Genomic DNA, 15893 nt, shown 5'->3' with positions numbered 1-15893 from the left:
GCGGAGAACCGTTATGGCCGGGGACTATTCCCGCATCGCGAATGGGCTCTACAAGCACTACGCCGAGGTGCTGATGCAGCAAGGTCGGGTCCACCTGGACGCCGACTGGAACAGCATGGCGCACTTCGCAGCGCGACGCTGGGATACGCAGGCGGCCGATACCTTCGGGCCCGCGGCCGTGCCAACACTGACCACGCCCAACGGCTTCAAGATCACAGCCACGAGCAGTGGCACCGATCTGGCCGTCGGCGTTGGCCGCTGCTACGTCGATGGCATCCAGGCCGAGCTGTTCAACGGGGAGACCGTCAATGGTCAGCCGGTGACGTATCTCAACCAACCCTTCTACCCCAACCCACCGGCCATCAGCGGTAGCGGCCTGGTGTACCTGGACGTGTGGAAGCGTGAGGTCACCTACATCGAGGACCCGGATCTACTGGATGTCGCGCTAGGTGGCGTGGACACCACCACCCGCATCCAGACGGTTTGGCAGGTCAAACTGCTCTCAAGCGCCTCAGCGGGAGGCGTCCAGCTTTCGTGCAGCACGAACCTCAACGGACTGCTCCCGCCATCCGCCGGACAGATCTCCAGCCAGGCCGTCGCGCCGGTGGCGCCGACCGATCCGTGCATTCTGCCGGACCAGGGTGGCTATCGTGGCATCGAGAATCGCCTGTACCGGGTAGAGATTCATACCGCCGGCGACATCAACACTGCGCGCTGGAAATGGTCGCGAGAAAACGCCTCGATCGTCAGTCGCATCACCGGCATTACCAATGCCGCCACGAGTTGCAAGATCACGGTCGATCGCATCGGGCGCGACGCGGTGTTGCGCTTTGAGGCCAATGACTGGGTGGAGATCATTGATGATGCCACCGAGCTGGCGGGCCTGCCCGGGACGATGGCTCAGATCGTCGGCCCACCGGATGAGACGACCCGAAGCATCACCCTGGATCGGCCGTTACCGGCAGGCTTCAACGCGGCCGCCCCCTCGCGCCATACACGCCTCATTCGCTGGGACCAGTCCCAGGGTGTCGACAGCAATGGCCTGCTGCCCATCGCAGCGGGATGGATGGATCTCGAAGATGGTGTACAGGTTGAGCTGACCCTGGACGGCACAGTCACCAACGGACAATTCCACACTGCCGATCATTGGTGTTTTGCGGCGCGCACCATCAACGCCTCAGTGCAAACCCTGACCAAGGCGCCGCCACTTGCCATTCATCACCATTACGCTGTGCTGGCCAGCTATACGACTTCAGGCAGCACCGTGTCAGTCGGCAGTGACTGTCGCGTGCCATGGCCCCCGAATGTGCCTTCTGAAACCGGATGCGGCTGCACCGTGTGCGTGGATGCGACGGACCACAACGCCGGCACCGCAACCATTGAAATGGCCATCGAGAAAGTCAGGAGTGCCGGTGGGCGCATCTGCCTGGGGCCGGGCGTGTTCCACCTTAGCGCAACACTGATGATGGAGAGCCTGAGTGCCGTGACCCTTTACGGACAAGGCCCATCCACCGTGCTGCTGTTTGCGGGAGACGGGCCGGCCATACAAATTGCCACGAGCCTCGGGCTGAGCATTGAGGAACTCAACGTGTTAGCCGTTGCGGTTGCCCCCGGCACCAACAACGCAACGCTGGCGACTGGCGCTTCAGCATCCGCAAGCATCCCCGTGGCCATCGGCATTCTGTTGCGCAACTCAGCGGAGATTGCCATCGAACGCTGCGGTGTTCTGGCCGTGTCGTCCGCCGCCAATCGAACCGTGGCGGGAGCGCCTGCACCTGCGCCAACACCCGCCCCTGCGCCCGCGCCCGTGAGCGAACTGGAAAATGTGACCCTTGCTTATCAGGCCCCACTCGCCAGCTCATTCAATCCCGGCAGCATGGCGATTGCGCTGGATGGATTCCTGCTGGAAGTGCTGATTCGCGACAACGTCTTGGTGGCAGATCTGGGTGTCGGCAAGCTTGGCCTGCTCCTCAACAACGCGGCAGCCGGTGCTGCCATCGCCAAAGGTGCAACCCTGGCGGTCGTTCGCGACATCCTGATCCTGGGTGACCTTGAGATCATCGACAACTGGATGCCGTGTGCCCTTGCCGGTATTGGTATCGCCGACATCAACAGCAGCACCGCATTGAGCGCGTTTCTGCTTGAGATATCCCTGTCGGCAAACCGCATCCTGGGTTGCCGTACGGCCGGTATCGGCATTGAAGGTGTAGCCCTGCCCGATGCCGTGGTGCGCATTGAGCGGAACCATGTTGACGTACAAAGCATCGGCATTGTTTGCGGCACGGATGGGCTGGTCGTCTCCGACAACTTCATCACGCAGGCGATGAGTGGCACGAACGCGTCGACACTCGGCAAAGTCAACGTGCAGTCGCCACCTGCCGCAATTCAGATCGGCTCGGTTCCCGGCGGCAAGCTGCCAGTAACCGAGGCACACGTCAGTCGCAATCACATCACGCTTTTCGGCGGCCCAGGCATTCAGGTGACGGGCACCGTGCTGATCAGCTCCATCATCGAAAACTCGATCACCGAAGTCACTGGACAGGGCATTTTGGCCGTAGGCTCAGGCACGCCCGCGGAAATCATCATCCGCAACAATGAAGTTTTGGCCGTGCTGGAACCACCCACGCCATCGCAGAATATTTCCGGCAACAACCTCACCGGCAGCTTCGCCAGGGATTATCTCAAAGTCGACATCAGCCGCCAGGCGGCTACGGTTGTCATTGCGGGCATCGAAGTCGTCGGCATTCCTACCACGGTAATCCAGAACAACACCGTTGGCCTGATCGGCAACATCGCCAACCAGCCGATCCCGGCGGCTGGCATTCTTCTGCAAAAGGTGCAGGCGGCCACGGTGTCGGGCAATGACATCGCCGACATCGGGGTGCCCGGCTCGCTGGATCAATCAAGCTATGGCATCGCAGTGGCATCCAACTTCGCCCAGTTGATCACCTCGGGCAATCTGGTCCGTCAAAACAGCATAGACACCACGAAAACCGGACGCTTCACTGCGCTGTTCGTCAATGACGCCAAGGGCGCCGGTGAAATGCACACAGCTGAAGGCAACATCATGTCCGGCAACAGCTCCGTCCCGCTGGTCAATATCGGACACGGCGGTCACTGCGGGTTTAGCGGAAACGTCTGCAACCAGTTCAACACTCAGCAAGGTGGCGAACCGGCCATTCAATTGAACTGTGATAGCGCCATCGTCGGAAATAATCGCATTGTCTGCGCCGGCGCCCTTACGGACATGGCCATCACCGTTGGCACCGGCGACCCCAAGGCGCCGTATCCAGCCACCGTACTTGGCAATATCGTCAGCCATGGCATTACCCTCAATACCGCGCCGCTTGCTGCACCATGGGCTCCACTAAACGTCATCGCTTGAGCAAGATCACCCGTTTTTCATTGGAGCGAATTCCATGCAGATCGTGTCCTTGTCCAACGAAACCACACTAGCCGACCTTGCTTCACGCATTTACGGACTGAAGGCAAAAGACCCACGACTGACCCAGGCGAGCGCGGCATTGACCGCCGCCAACCCGGGGCTCAGCGCAGATATCAGCAAGCTTCCAACCGGCACTCCCATTGTCGTGCCACCGTTGTCGGACCTGACCATCACCGCGGCAAACAACATCAACCCTCAGCGCGAGGCGCTTCTGACCATACTTAATCAACTCGGGAGGTCGGTAAAACAGGCATCCGTCGCGCAATTGGCCGGTGTCACCGAGGGATCCGGTCAAACCCAATCAGCGACGCGCACCACTGCCATCCAGACATTGAATGACGACCTCGGCGCGTTCATCAAACTTCACAGCTGAGCATCATTGAGCAGCGGGGCAGCGCTCGATGGGCAAGCCCCGCAGGAGCGCCTGATGAATCGCGCCCTGCACGGCCAAGGGCGACATGAGTCTCGGTGGCAACCCTTCAATCAGCAAAGGCGGTTGGGTTGGTGGGTTTCAATATGTCGGGCCAACCGCCGGTTGGCGCATTGAGCTGCTTGACGACCCGAAGGTCGCGCGCCGCACTGCCGGTGACCGGCCCGACCGTGGGATCTCGCAAGGCCAATGTCAGCAGGAAGTCGCGTTCCTTGTTCACATCGTTATGCTTGGCGCCGGGGAAGGTAGCACTCAGCTCGGCGCCCGTGGCCATGGCCCATTCGAATGCGAAAACCTGGCCCTCGGTTTTCAGCGGACTGAGCACGTGCATGCCAGCATGGAGCTTGCGGGTGAATCCCTCCGACAAGGCAATATCGATTTGTGACACCGGATGCTTGGCCTTGTCTGCCGACGTCGGATCAATGTCGGTCTTGAGATGCACAGTGAGCTTTTGGACCTTCGACCAGAACGGCACCGACTTGTCGAGACGCACGCCGCCGTAATCAGGCTGTGGCACTGTCCAGTCGGTCGGGGTACCAAGTAGCTGGACGTAGACCACATGCAGATTGAGCGCCAGTGCCCAGCTGGATCTCAGCTCTTCATACGCAAACTTGACGCTCTTCTCCGCAACCGATCGGGCTGGAGTCTTCTGGGTGCCGGCCGGAGTGAAGGTCTCAAAGCTTGGCGGCACCGTCGGTGGCGTGACCGGGAAAGCGCTGGCGTTAGTCGGTTCCAGGACGCGCCAAAAGATCACCTCGTAATGTGCCGCGTTGGCGAGTTTCTTGTCCGGCTCCTGCTCCTTGAATCCGGTAGCACCCATGTAAATATTATCTTTTACATCGTCATTGCCCGCATGCATGCTTTCGTGCATAAGCAAATCAGCTGAGCGATGCTGATCAGGATCGTCTATGGCCCACGAAATGAGACGAATGACATCATGGAAGTCGGACAGTCCACCCCGACCGACCTCGCCTGAATAACCGGAGCGATCGGTCAGGATCTTGTTATCCGCATGCAACTTGTTCATCCATTTGCGGGCTTCAGCGCATTTTGCCTTCACCGTGGCAACAGTCCCCTTGCCGAACACCTGCTCGATACTCGTGTCGTGGGCATGGGTGGCGATCGCATTGAAGGCTGCATCTGCATGGGCAACCAATTTGGCGATGTTGGCGGCATCCGCGGTGGCCGGCCGTGGCGCGATATCCATCGACGCCGGGTCACCCAACTTCCGATCAGGGAATAACGCGACGATCGCCTCGGCATGCCTGGCCAGCTGTTCCGCGACCGGCAGTGCGTTGAAATCAGCCTCCGACAATTTGCCGCGGCGACTGGTCAGCACCTTGGTTCGCTCGGCGGGCGTAAGCTCGGCCATGGCAAGATCAACCAACCGCTGCGCACCCGCCCTGTCTGCCGGCAGGTTTGTGGTAGTGGCAAGCAGCGCGCGAACATTGGGCGGAATACGCCGAAGCTGCATGACCGGTGCTGGAGTCGCGATGCCTTGCGGTAGCGCGTCGAGCAGCGCCTCACTGGATTGGCCGCGCACCACCCTATCCGCCACCTCGTCGGCATGCTTTTCGTAGACATCCCCTGCCCGCCCCATGCCACCGGCAACTATCACCCCGTTGCGCTGCTGAATCACATGAGCGGCTTCGTGAGCTGCCGTATGCAGGCTTGGTGTTCGTGCGAAAGTCACGGTCGATCCATGGGTAAACGCCTCCGCGCCTACGGCCAACGCAGTCGCTGTGGCCGCTCGCCCCGTGTGCACGCGAACGCGAGAGAGATCGTGATGACCGAACGACTTTTGAATGGTGGCCAGGAAAGGAAATGGTTCACCAGATGGTTCGGCATTGAACTGGGTTTGTCGCTCTCTGCGCGCGTGCTGCGCGCCCAACGAATCATGGTGTGCTCTCGCAACCTGTTCGCGATGGCCTGGCGAAGCTGTAATGGGAATTCGCGACACATCGAATCCGAAACCTGAAGAAGCGGCGCCAGGCCCTTCACCATCCATCCCGGCAGGCGCGATCGCTCGCTGTTCTCCACGAGGACTCTTCGCCGCAGCCGCAAGTTGCCCGGGAGCTTGCACATGCACCGATGTGCGCTTGAGCAGATTGCTCGGACCCGGCAACCGCTGTGCCGCCGTTCCGCTCGCAGCTTTAGGCTGGATCCATTGGCGCGCACTCATGACTGCGGCCTCCCAGAGAATGCCGGCGCGACCCCTCGAGTGAGTATACGTCGGATCCTCGCAGGCCAGCCCACGCCACGCAGGAGCCCGGACTCACTTTTCCGAAAGCCCGCTCATCGCGATGCAGCCGATATGAAGAAGGGGTGAAGGGCACACCCTTCACGCGTGAGCCGAGCTGCCAGACATCGACCTCATGCACCATGCCTTGACCTCAGCGCAGGCACATTGGCGGCCGACCATGGGGGCCGCATGCAGCCGTCATCATTGCTTCAAACCGCAAGCGCACGATGTGGCGGAACATCAGGGAATGTCAGCTCACGAATCGCGATCCGGTGCTGGTGGTATTCCTCCAAGCTCAATGCGGAGTGGCCGTTCCTGTTGATGCTGCGCGAAGCTGGCCGCCATGCGGCCTCGCAGTTTCTCGATGAACATGGCTCGAAACTTGGTCGTACCGCCACCCTCGATATCGACGCGTTCTCCTATGATCTCTGACGCCATCGGCCTCATCGGCATGCTCGTGTCACTGGTGCTGCTCACCGGACTCGCCTTCCGAGGATGGAGCGTGCTGGTATTGGCGCCGCTGACCGCACTGGTGGCCGCCCTGTTCTCCGGCTATCCGCTACTGGCGAGCTGGACGCAGCTGTTCATGGTTGGCACGGCAGATTTCCTGGGGCGCTTTTTCCCCTTGTTTTTGCTTGGCGCCATCTTTGGCAAGTTGATGAACGACAGCGGCTCGGTCCGCGCCATAGCCGACGCCATGATTCGCTGGCTGGGCGAGGAGCGCGCCATGCTCGCCGTGGTTCTCGCAGGCGCCATGGTCACCTACGGTGGCGTCAGCCTGTTTGTCGCTTTCTTCGTGCTGGTGCCCATGGCCACTGAGCTGTTTCGCGCGGCCAACGTGCCCCGACGGCTCATGCCGGCAACGATCGTGCTTGGCACGTGCTCGTTCACCATGTCCGCACTGCCGGGCACACCCGCCATCCAGAACGCGATACCCATGCCCTTTTTTGGCACCACCCCGTTTGCGGCGCCTGGCCTGGGGTTGATCGCCGCCGCCATCATGTTTGCGCTGGGCATGCTCTGGTTGTCGTACGAACGCAGGAACGCGCAAAGCAAAGGCGAGGGCTTTAGCGGCATCACTGCGCTCGATACACCATCCGAGACGGAATCCAACCGTTCCCGCGGCGCGCTGGCCGACGAGTTCGATCTCGCCGAGGCCCGGGAGTCCGAACCCGCCAGGGCCACACCATCAGCGCTCGCTGCCTTTGCTCCACTACTGGTAGTCACGGCGGTCAATCTGGTGATGTCCATGCTGGTACTGCCACGCATGGATCTGGGGTATCTGGCTGAACCGAAGTGGGGGGCGACCTTCGTGGCCGCCGTGGCTGGCGTGTGGTCGGTTATCGTGGCGTTGGCTGCCGCCATTCTGGTGCTGATCGTGCTGCATCGCGCTCGCCTGCCCAGCCTGCGCGAAAGCGTGGATGCGGGCGCGCATGCCGCGGTCATACCCGCACTCAGCGTGGCCTGCCTTGCCGGCTTCGGCAGTGTGATCGCCGCCCTGCCTGCGTTTCACTTCATACGCGAACAGGTGCTGGCCGTACCAGGTGGACCCGTCGTCTCGCTCGCCATCGCCACCAATGTACTTGCAGGCCTCACCGGCTCGGCATCCGGCGGACTCACCATCGCACTGGATGCGATGGGCGCCATCTACAAGGCAGCGGCAGAGGCGGCCGGTATCGATCCATCGCTCTTGCATCGGGTGGCGGCAATTGGTTCGGGCACGCTCGACGTATTGCCTCATAACGGCGCCATCGTGACCTTACTGGCGCTGTGCGGCACCACGCACAGGGAAAGCTATCGCACCATCGTCGCTGTGGGCATCGCGCCATCCATCGTAGCGTTGCTCATCATCATTCCACTGGGTGCCCTGTTTGGCTCATTCTGATTTGAGTGACGCTCATGGCCGGGGATCCCGCAACTCAACCTTCACTGCTCATTCGGCGCCCTGAGATCCTGCAGCACGGTGGGCAGTAGCTCCGCCACGGTGGGGTGAATGTGCACCGCATGGGTCACGGTGGTGTACGGCGTTTGCGCATACATGGTGTCCAGAAGGCTGTGAATGGCTTCATCGCCATTGACACCAAGGATGGCAGCACCGAGCAGTTGCTTACTCCCTCTGTCGACGATGACTTTCATGAAACCCGTCGATTCGCCGCGCTCCACGGCGCGGCCCACGCGTGCCATGGGTCGCACACCGACGCAGATGTCGCGCCCCTGCCGCATAGCCTCCTGCTCCGACAAGCCAACACGACCCAGCGGCGGATCGATAAACAGCGCATAGGCCGGAATGCGATCGGAAATGCGTCGCGGCTCGTTATCCAGCAGGTTCGCGGCAACGATCTCGTAGTCGTTGTAAGAGGTATGAGTGAATGCGCCCTTGCCGTTGCAGTCGCCCATGGCCCAGATGCCTTCCACATTGGTACGGCACTGGTCGTCTACGACGATGTAACCGCGCTCGTCCTTTTGCACGCCAGCCTTCTCGAGACCTAATGCATCCGTATTGGGCTGACGTCCCATGGCGGCAAGCAAGTGCGTGCCACGCACCTCCATGCGCGGGTCGGCACACTTTGCAATGATGCAAACGTCGCCTGGCTTGCCTTGAAACTCAATGCATTCGGCACCCAGGTGCAATGCAATGCCTTCCGCCTGCAGTATGTCGACCACGGCAGCCGCGATGTCTGGATCCTCGCGAGGAAGCAGCCGCTCACTACGCTCGACAATGCTTACCTCCGCGCCGAAGCGGCGAAACATCTGCCCGAACTCAAGCCCGATATAACTGCCACCGACAATCACCAGATGCTCGGGAAGCTCGCGCAGATCCATCATGCCGACATTGGTGAGATACGGCACGGTGTCGGCGCCTGGAAAATTCGGAGCCATCGCACGGCCACCCACATTAAGGAAAATTTCGTTGGCCTCGATCAGCGTATCGCCCACACGTAGCTGGCGCGGTGATTCAAACGAAGCATGACCACGCAACAGACTGACATTCGGCATGTTTTCCAACCACTTCTCCACGCCAGCTCGAGATTGCCCCGATATGCCGCGCGTGCGCTCCCATACGCGCTCCATGTCCACCTTGATGACGCCGTCATGTCGCACGCCATACTCCGCGGCGCGGCCACTCATATGGGCCACATAGGCACTCGCCACCATCGACTTGGTGGGGATGCACCCGGTGTTGACGCAGGTACCACCGACGAGCTTTCGCTCGATCACCGCCACTTTTCGACCGGAACGACCCAGCCGTTCCGCCAGCGACGGCCCCGCCTGCCCCGCCCCTACCACCACCGCGTCGAATTGCCGGGCCACTGACTCACCTCAGTAAAGAGTGTCGGGAAAAGGCTCCGCTACATCACCTGCCGCACCAGGCCTTTCGCATCACTTGGTCTGCTGATCGGCATTGACCTTACTCATGTAGACGCTCAGGCCATCAACGTCACTTTCGGCGATGGGCGCCCCGTAGACCGTTCTCATCTTGTTGATCTCGGCCTTCCACTCTGGCTGGGTAAGCGCAGGCTGCTTCAACACCATATCGGCGGAATGACAGATGAGGCACTGCCCAGCCTTGTCTGAACCGGGCCCCGGCGGGAACACCGCGTCGCTGGCCGGCAAATCGACCGCCACCGAATGAATGGCGATGGAAGGGGTGTGGGGTGGTTGAGCCCAGGCCAGTCCCATTGCCACGGAAGCCAAAACCATGGGAGCAACAAGTGTCCGCTTGGGTTTCATATCAGCCAACCTTCACCTTGACCGACTCGATGACATTGCGCATGTAGCCACCGGGATTCCAGTTGGCCGCAATTGGTTGCTCCACGCCGCTGCTGTTGACGGCCTTGACCATGAGCGTGTCTTCGCCGTGCGATGCGGGTGTGTAGTGCGCATGCCAGCGACGAAAGCTGTACTTGCCAATATCTTGTTCCAGCGTGGCCTCTGCCCAGCGCGCACCGCCATCACTGGACCAAAGTACTTTTGCCACACCGGTATCTCCACCGAAAGCGATGCCGCGCATCTGCACTGGGTGACCGGGTAGCACACGGTCGCCATCCCTCAGATTGGTAAAGAACGAACGCGGCACCATGCGATTGATCGGCACACTTTTGAATCCCGTCTGACCTGGTGTGACACTCGCATGAGGTGTATCGGGAATGAGGTAGGCCTTGGCCATCCAGAAGTTGTCGTCGGGCTTGTCCAGAACCTCGATGTCGTTGAGCATCTTCACCCAATAGGTGGAGTACCAGCCTGGCACCACCAGCCGTAGGGGGAACCCATTGAGCAACGGCAGCTGCTCACCGTTCATGCCATAGGCCACCATGACCTCGCCGTCCCTCGCATGATCGACGTCCAGCGACTTGATAAAGTCGGGCGTCGCCTGAACCACCCCGCTATCGAGTCCATTGAAGCGCACCTGCACCGCACCGGCATCCACCCCTGCACGATCCAGAATGTCCTTCAGGCGCACACCGGTCCATCGTGCACAGCCCATGGCGCCGTTAGCCCACTGCCCACCGGCGACCCGCGGACTGAACAGACCTCGGGAATTCCCGGAGCATTGATTGACGGCGGCGAGCTCCACCGGCTCGAATTCCTTCATCAACTGCTCGACACTGAGCGACAACGGTTTTCCAACCTTGCCCCGCACCACCAGGCGGAAGCTCGCTGCATCAATCTGGGTGGGTATGTAGGCAAGGTGCCAACGCACAAAAAAACGATCATTGGGCGTAAAGACTCCGTGGTCAAACACGTCGAACGGCGTCTCGAGCAACGGCGGGCGTGTCCTCAGCAAAATCATCTCGCCCTTCTGGGGAAAGGCTCGACTGAGTTCGCGCTCGCCATTGGCGAATGGCAAACGCGCGGTCGCTGCCTCCGCCCTCAGTGCCCGAGCTCCACCGATTGCGCCGACGGAACCAGCCAGGCCGGCGATTTGCAGGAAGCGACGCCGGGAGATGTCGCTGGTGCTCCACTTCTGCCCCATTGAGGTAACCCCTCGGTGTTGGCCAATTCATGTCCTATGGACCACATCACCCGGTCGGCCAGGCGACAAATCATACGTGTAGTAACTGCCCCTGCTCGTCCAAAACACGTGAAACCGCTGCACCAGCAGTCATGGCAGCGAGGCAAAGCCATCATCCAAATACTGAATGATGGCCATCGCATCATTTAATTGGTGAATGACTGAGCCAACTTCTATCGTGTGACGATCAACGCACATCACCGCGCAACTGACTGGATATGCAACGTGTTTGATCGACTCTTTGACAACGCTGTGGACGTGCACGGCAACCGATTGTGCCTGGCCGTGCGGAACGGTCGCTTCGTGGAAATCGGCTCCCATGGCAATGCGTCGCTCGCCACCGAGGTGATCGACCTGAAGGGGCATCTGGTCCTGCCAGGACTCGTCGACGGGCATATCCATCTCGACAAGAGCTTCGTCGGCGACCGGTGGCATCCGCATGTACCTGCATCCTCGCTGCGGGAACGACTGACTGCCGAAAAACGGGCGCTGGCCGTTGCACGCCCGATGGTGGAACGCGCCGACGCACTGATTGCCCAGGCCGCTGCATTTGGCACGATGACCATGCGATGCCATGTTGACGTAGATGCCACCACTGGCCTTTCGCACCTCCATGCGGTGATGGACGCGCGTGACAAGTGGCGTGATGTGGTTGATATCGAGCTTGTCGCATTCCCGCAGGCGGGCGTGGTGTCTTGCCCCGGGACCGCCGACATACTCGATGCCGCCCTACAGGAAGGGGCCAACGTTATCGGTGGCATCGACCCCACGACGCTCGACGGGAACGCGGACGCCCAGCTCGACATCATCTTCGACATTGCCGAACGTCGCGGCGTCAAGATCGACATTCATCTGCACGAACCCGCCAGGCAAGGCATCGAACAACTGTTGCGCATTGCGCAACGAACGACCGCCGCAGGCCTGCAGGGGCGGGTTGCGGTCAGCCATGCCTATGCGCTTGGCGAGGTGCCGACGGATGTCGTCGAGCGCACAGCGCACGCGCTGGCGAACGCGGACATCGCCCTCATGACGAATGCGCCCGGTGACCGCCCCTTCCCTCCCATCTTGCAGCTGCGCGCGGCGGGTGTGCGCGTATTCGCAGGCAGCGACAATATCCGCGACGCGTGGTGGCCCTACGGCAATGGCGACATGCTTCAGCGGGCCATGTTGATCGGCTATCGCTCCGGGTTCTATACCGACGAAGAGTTACGGGTTGCCCTGGATATGGCCACCCAGGCCGGAGCATCCGTGATTGGCAAAGCGGACTACGGATTGACGGCGGGCGGCGAAGCAAACTTTCTTATCGTGAACGCACTCCATGGCGCCGCGGCGGTAGCAGGCGCTCCTGCAGAACGCACCATCGTTCGGCGGGGCGAATTCTGGACGCCGACTGCCTGACGCAAACCATTGGCCCAATCGCCGATCCCTTTTCGAAGTTTTGACGGGCACTCCGTTAGCTTGCGCAAGGGTACCTATTCAGCGGTCCGTTCGGGGGAGCCCGGCGATGCGAGGGCACGCCACGCGCCAAGGGTTAGTGTCTGGCCTTCTGCTATGCATGGCCTTGTCACCTTGCGCAACAGATATCACTTCAGGCCTGGCTGACCACCCATCCATCAAGCTGATTCTGGACGGCAAGCCCGCCTACCGACTGGACCTGCCAGCGTTGGCAGCGATGTCACGAACCACTGTCAGTGCCGCTGCCAAAGAGGGCGAGCGGCCAAGCGTCTGGCAGGGCGTATCACTCCAAGAGATAGTGGAGCGCACCTGCGTGGCGTCGGGCGACGCACTGCATGGGCGAGCCATGACAAGAATCGTGCGTGTCACTGGCGCAGATGGCTATCAGGTGGTTTTCAGCGCCGCCGAACTTGCGCCTGACTTTGAACATGTCGAAGTGATCGTGGCGGACACCCGGGATGGGAAACCGCTTGCGCAAGACGGCCCCTTCAAGCTGATTGTGCCCAAAGACAAGCGCGCAGATCGCTGGGTGAATCGCGTCACGACCATCGAGGTCGGAGACGGCGCGACGCCGTGAGTCTCCAATGGTTCACGCCCGAAACGAACCACGCAATACGCTCAACACTTGCCAGACTTGCCGCTCAGCCTCACCCGAGCCCGCAACTGATCCATGACGCACCCATGGAGCGACCGCCCTCAGTCACGAAAGCGCTCAAACATCCGGGACAGCTCAGTGCCAAGCTCCTTCACCATCGGGTCCGCATTGGGCCGATGGTGAAGAGCAATATCCATCGCGTGGATCGCAGGCAACCCATGCTTTCGCGCCAGGATCACGTGGTCCGCCGTTGCAGCCCGCGCGGGCACGAGGCTGACGCCAAGACCGCCTGCGACAGCGGACTGGACGCCGAACAGACTGGAGCTGGTGAAACTGATGCGCCAATCGCGCCCCTGGCTCTCTAGCGCCCTGACCATTTCCTCCCGATATAAGCCACGCGGCGGGAATGTCACCAGCGGCAGCGGGTCGAGAGCAATGGCGGGATGACGGGCACTATCGATCCACACAAGTGTTTCCGGCCATCGCGCCACCGCCTCGCGACTGTTGCGGCGTTGCTTGATGATGACCAAGTCCAGTTCGCCGTGATCGTAACCATGTGTGAGGTCGCGACTCAGGCCAGTCGTGACTTCCAGCTTCACGTGGGGGTGCTTTCGGCTGAAGCGAGCGAGAAGCTGCGTGGTTCGCCCAGCCACGAAATCCTCTGGCACGCCGAGCCGCAAGGTCATTGCCTCGGCGGCGCCGGAGAGCGCGTCCAGCATTTCATGATTGAGTGAAAGCATGCGACGCGCGTAGGCAAGCAGTTTTTCACCCTGATCCGTGGGGCGCACATCGCGACCGCCACGCACCAACAACGGGTACCCAGCCATCTCTTCCAGACGACGCACCTTCTGACTCACTGTCGATTGCGTCGAGTGCAAACGCGCCGATGCCGCCGTAAAGCTGCCGCAATCGGCAACCGTCATGAGCGTGCGCAACAGATCCAGGTCGAACAGCAATCTATTCGATTTTTCACTGGCAGCCATTTGAATATTTGACTTCTAAATGCACCATCCCACTTCTAACATGCCGAAACCTGCCGAACAACGACTTGTACGCACTGACGGCTTCTTCCAGGCCGTCATCGCCCCCGGCACCGCCTGAGGAATCCCCGTCCAATGCAGAAGCCTCTCTCCCTCGCCGCGACGGCGCTGCTTGCCGTGTCGTCACCTGCGTTTGCCGCCACCTCCCAAGGAGATGTGATCATCCGGCACGCGACCGTGGTCGACGTCGAGCACGCCAAAACCATTCCCAATCAGGCGGTAGTGCTTCGTGGTGGCGATATCGTCGCCGTAGGCGCTGACGGCGAGACAGCGAAGAGCTGGAAGGCCGGACTGACGATTGAAGGCAAGGATCGCTACGTCATCCCGGGCTTATGGGACATGCATGTGCATTTCGGTGGCGGCCCCGACCTGGTGGAGGAGAACAAAGCCTTACTGCCACTTTACGTTGCGCATGGCATCACTACGGTGCGCGACTGCTCCGGCGACCTGCCCAATGAAGTGCTTGAATGGCGTAGCGACATTGCCAAGGGCGCGCTGTTTGGCCCGCAGCTGTTTACCTCGGGTGCAAAGATCGAGGGCATTCACCCCGTGTGGAAGGGCACGATCGAAGTCGGTAGCGAGGCCGATGTGGACGCCGCCTTCGGCAAGCTTCAGAAGGACCGGGTGGACTTCGTCAAGATCACCGACAGCACGCTCGATCCCCAGCTCTTTCTCTACGCTGTCGCTGAAGCGAAGCGGCTCGGCATCCGTTCGTCGGGCCACATTCCCATGGCCATCACCGTCGAACAGGCAGTCGATGCCGGCATCAGCTCGATCGAACACATCGACTACGCCTACAAGGCTGGCGTAAAGAATGAAGCATCCATCGCGGCGGACTTTGCCGCGGGGCACATCACTCGCGCAGAAGCCAACCACCGGCTCGACGAGGGATTCGACAAGGCGACGGCCATGGCTGCCTATCGACGCTTCGCTGAAAAGGGTGTGTTTGTCACCCCTACTCTCAATGGCGGCCGGATTCTCGACTTTCTCGATACCGATACTCACGCCAACGATCCGTACCTGGCGTATATCGGCCCCAAGTTACGCAAGACCTACGACTGGCGCATCGAACGCGCAAGCAAGGCAACGCCCGAGCAGATTGCCGCGCGGCACGCACATTACCAACACCTGGCGGCGGTGCTGCCGATGCTGCAACAAGCAGGCGTGACCATCATGGCGGGGACGGATGCGGGCTTTCTCAACTCGTTCAACTACCCGGGCATCGGGCTTCACGAGGAACTGAGCCTGTTCGTGCAAAACGGCCTGACACCAGCACAGGCCCTGGCATCGGCAACGCGCTCCGGCCCAGCATGGTTCGGCAAACTCGACCGCTACGGCGCGATTGCCGAAGGCACGGCAGCGGACCTGGTGTTGCTCAAGCGCAATCCACTGGAAGACATCCAGGCCACTCGCGACATCGACACGGTGATCCTGCGCGGCCACGTCTACAACCGTAAAGCACTGGACGCCATGCTCGAGAAAACCAAAGCCCAGGTCGCCTCCCGGGGCCGGAATAGCGCGTCATAGCACCCCGATCAGGAGCGACACACTTGATTCGAGCGGGCCAGCCTACCGCATCACTGCAGTGATCGAACGGCTCGCGCATGCACCCAGCGGCGCTCCAGGTGATAAGCAATGGCGATCTCTACGACGATGGCGGCTGCGGCCAGTA

Annotated in this window: 12 protein-coding genes; 7 read left to right on the top strand and 5 right to left on the bottom strand. The window is 61.0% G+C overall.

What is annotated here, in order from left to right:
• Positions 1-13: 13 nt before the first annotated feature.
• Entirely contained in the window at positions 14-3385 is a 3372-nt protein-coding gene (locus tag AC0GUR_RS09210) for a DUF6519 domain-containing protein (protein ID WP_472877160.1), read from the top strand.
• 34 nt (positions 3386-3419) lie between these two features.
• Positions 3420-3818, top strand: coding sequence for a tail protein X (locus AC0GUR_RS09205; RefSeq protein WP_472877159.1), 399 nt, complete (start codon positions 3420-3422; stop codon positions 3816-3818).
• A 106-nt stretch (positions 3819-3924) separates the two neighbouring features.
• Here the strand turns inward: AC0GUR_RS09205 and AC0GUR_RS09200 are convergent, their stop codons facing one another.
• A complete protein-coding gene (locus AC0GUR_RS09200) occupies positions 3925-6057 on the bottom strand; it encodes an eCIS core domain-containing protein (RefSeq protein WP_472877158.1) in 2133 nt (710 codons plus the stop codon).
• 249 nt (positions 6058-6306) lie between these two features.
• Between AC0GUR_RS09200 and AC0GUR_RS09195 the strand changes: the two genes are divergently transcribed.
• On the top strand, positions 6307-6549 hold the full coding sequence (locus AC0GUR_RS09195) for a hypothetical protein (protein ID WP_472877157.1): 243 nt from the start codon (positions 6307-6309) through the stop codon (positions 6547-6549).
• Positions 6539-8002: a GntP family permease gene (locus AC0GUR_RS09190; protein WP_472877156.1), complete on the top strand. Its 1464-nt coding sequence runs from the start codon at positions 6539-6541 to the stop codon at positions 8000-8002. Before AC0GUR_RS09195 ends, AC0GUR_RS09190 begins: the two co-directional genes overlap by 11 nt.
• Positions 8003-8043: 41 nt before the next feature.
• On the opposite strand, the gene AC0GUR_RS09185 is transcribed toward AC0GUR_RS09190, so the two are convergent.
• The 3 genes from AC0GUR_RS09185 to sorA form a co-directional block, all read right to left on the bottom strand.
• Entirely contained in the window at positions 8044-9429 is a 1386-nt protein-coding gene (locus AC0GUR_RS09185) for an FAD-containing oxidoreductase (protein ID WP_472877155.1), read from the bottom strand.
• Between the two features lie 69 nt (positions 9430-9498).
• Positions 9499-9849 carry a hypothetical protein gene (locus AC0GUR_RS09180; protein ID WP_472877154.1) on the bottom strand — a complete coding sequence of 117 codons (351 nt, stop codon included), beginning with the start codon at positions 9847-9849 and terminating at the stop codon, positions 9499-9501.
• 1 nt (position 9850) lies between these two features.
• Positions 9851-11092, bottom strand: coding sequence for a SorA family sulfite dehydrogenase catalytic subunit (gene sorA, locus AC0GUR_RS09175; RefSeq protein ID WP_472877153.1), 1242 nt, complete (start codon positions 11090-11092; stop codon positions 9851-9853).
• Between the two features lie 264 nt (positions 11093-11356).
• Here sorA and AC0GUR_RS09170 point away from each other — a divergent pair, with 264 nt between their 5' ends.
• Entirely contained in the window at positions 11357-12529 is a 1173-nt protein-coding gene (locus AC0GUR_RS09170; RefSeq protein WP_472877152.1) for an amidohydrolase family protein, read from the top strand.
• A 157-nt stretch (positions 12530-12686) separates the two neighbouring features.
• Positions 12687-13163, top strand: coding sequence for a molybdopterin-dependent oxidoreductase (locus tag AC0GUR_RS09165; protein ID WP_472877151.1), 477 nt, complete (start codon positions 12687-12689; stop codon positions 13161-13163).
• A gap of 119 nt (positions 13164-13282) precedes the next feature.
• Here AC0GUR_RS09165 and AC0GUR_RS09160 read toward each other — a convergent pair whose 3' ends face one another.
• Positions 13283-14164 carry a LysR family transcriptional regulator gene (locus AC0GUR_RS09160; protein ID WP_472877150.1) on the bottom strand — a complete coding sequence of 294 codons (882 nt, stop codon included), beginning with the start codon at positions 14162-14164 and terminating at the stop codon, positions 13283-13285.
• 132 nt (positions 14165-14296) lie between these two features.
• Between AC0GUR_RS09160 and AC0GUR_RS09155 the strand changes: the two genes are divergently transcribed.
• Entirely contained in the window at positions 14297-15748 is a 1452-nt protein-coding gene (locus AC0GUR_RS09155) for an amidohydrolase family protein (RefSeq protein WP_472877149.1), read from the top strand.
• The last annotated feature ends 145 nt before the right edge of the window (positions 15749-15893 follow it).

It is taken from the genome of Dyella sp. PARNA 12/25 (genome assembly GCF_055702865.1).
This window is presented reverse-complemented; position numbering and strand designations above follow the sequence as displayed.

Bases quoted from the DNA above. Each gene is read 5' to 3' on its own strand.
- AC0GUR_RS09210 (WP_472877160.1), top strand. From the start codon at position 14: ATGGCCGGGGACTATTCCCGCATCGCGAATGGGCTCTACAAGCACTAC.
- AC0GUR_RS09205 (WP_472877159.1), top strand. From the start codon at position 3,420: ATGCAGATCGTGTCCTTGTCCAACGAAACCACACTAGCCGACCTTGCT.
- AC0GUR_RS09200 (WP_472877158.1), bottom strand. From the start codon at position 6,057: ATGAGTGCGCGCCAATGGATCCAGCCTAAAGCTGCGAGCGGAACGGCG.
- AC0GUR_RS09195 (WP_472877157.1), top strand. From the start codon at position 6,307: ATGCAGCCGTCATCATTGCTTCAAACCGCAAGCGCACGATGTGGCGGA.
- AC0GUR_RS09190 (WP_472877156.1), top strand. From the start codon at position 6,539: ATGATCTCTGACGCCATCGGCCTCATCGGCATGCTCGTGTCACTGGTG.
- AC0GUR_RS09180 (WP_472877154.1), bottom strand. From the start codon at position 9,849: ATGAAACCCAAGCGGACACTTGTTGCTCCCATGGTTTTGGCTTCCGTG.
- sorA (WP_472877153.1), bottom strand. From the start codon at position 11,092: ATGGGGCAGAAGTGGAGCACCAGCGACATCTCCCGGCGTCGCTTCCTG.
- AC0GUR_RS09165 (WP_472877151.1), top strand. From the start codon at position 12,687: ATGGCCTTGTCACCTTGCGCAACAGATATCACTTCAGGCCTGGCTGAC.
- AC0GUR_RS09160 (WP_472877150.1), bottom strand. From the start codon at position 14,164: ATGGCTGCCAGTGAAAAATCGAATAGATTGCTGTTCGACCTGGATCTG.
- AC0GUR_RS09155 (WP_472877149.1), top strand. From the start codon at position 14,297: ATGCAGAAGCCTCTCTCCCTCGCCGCGACGGCGCTGCTTGCCGTGTCG.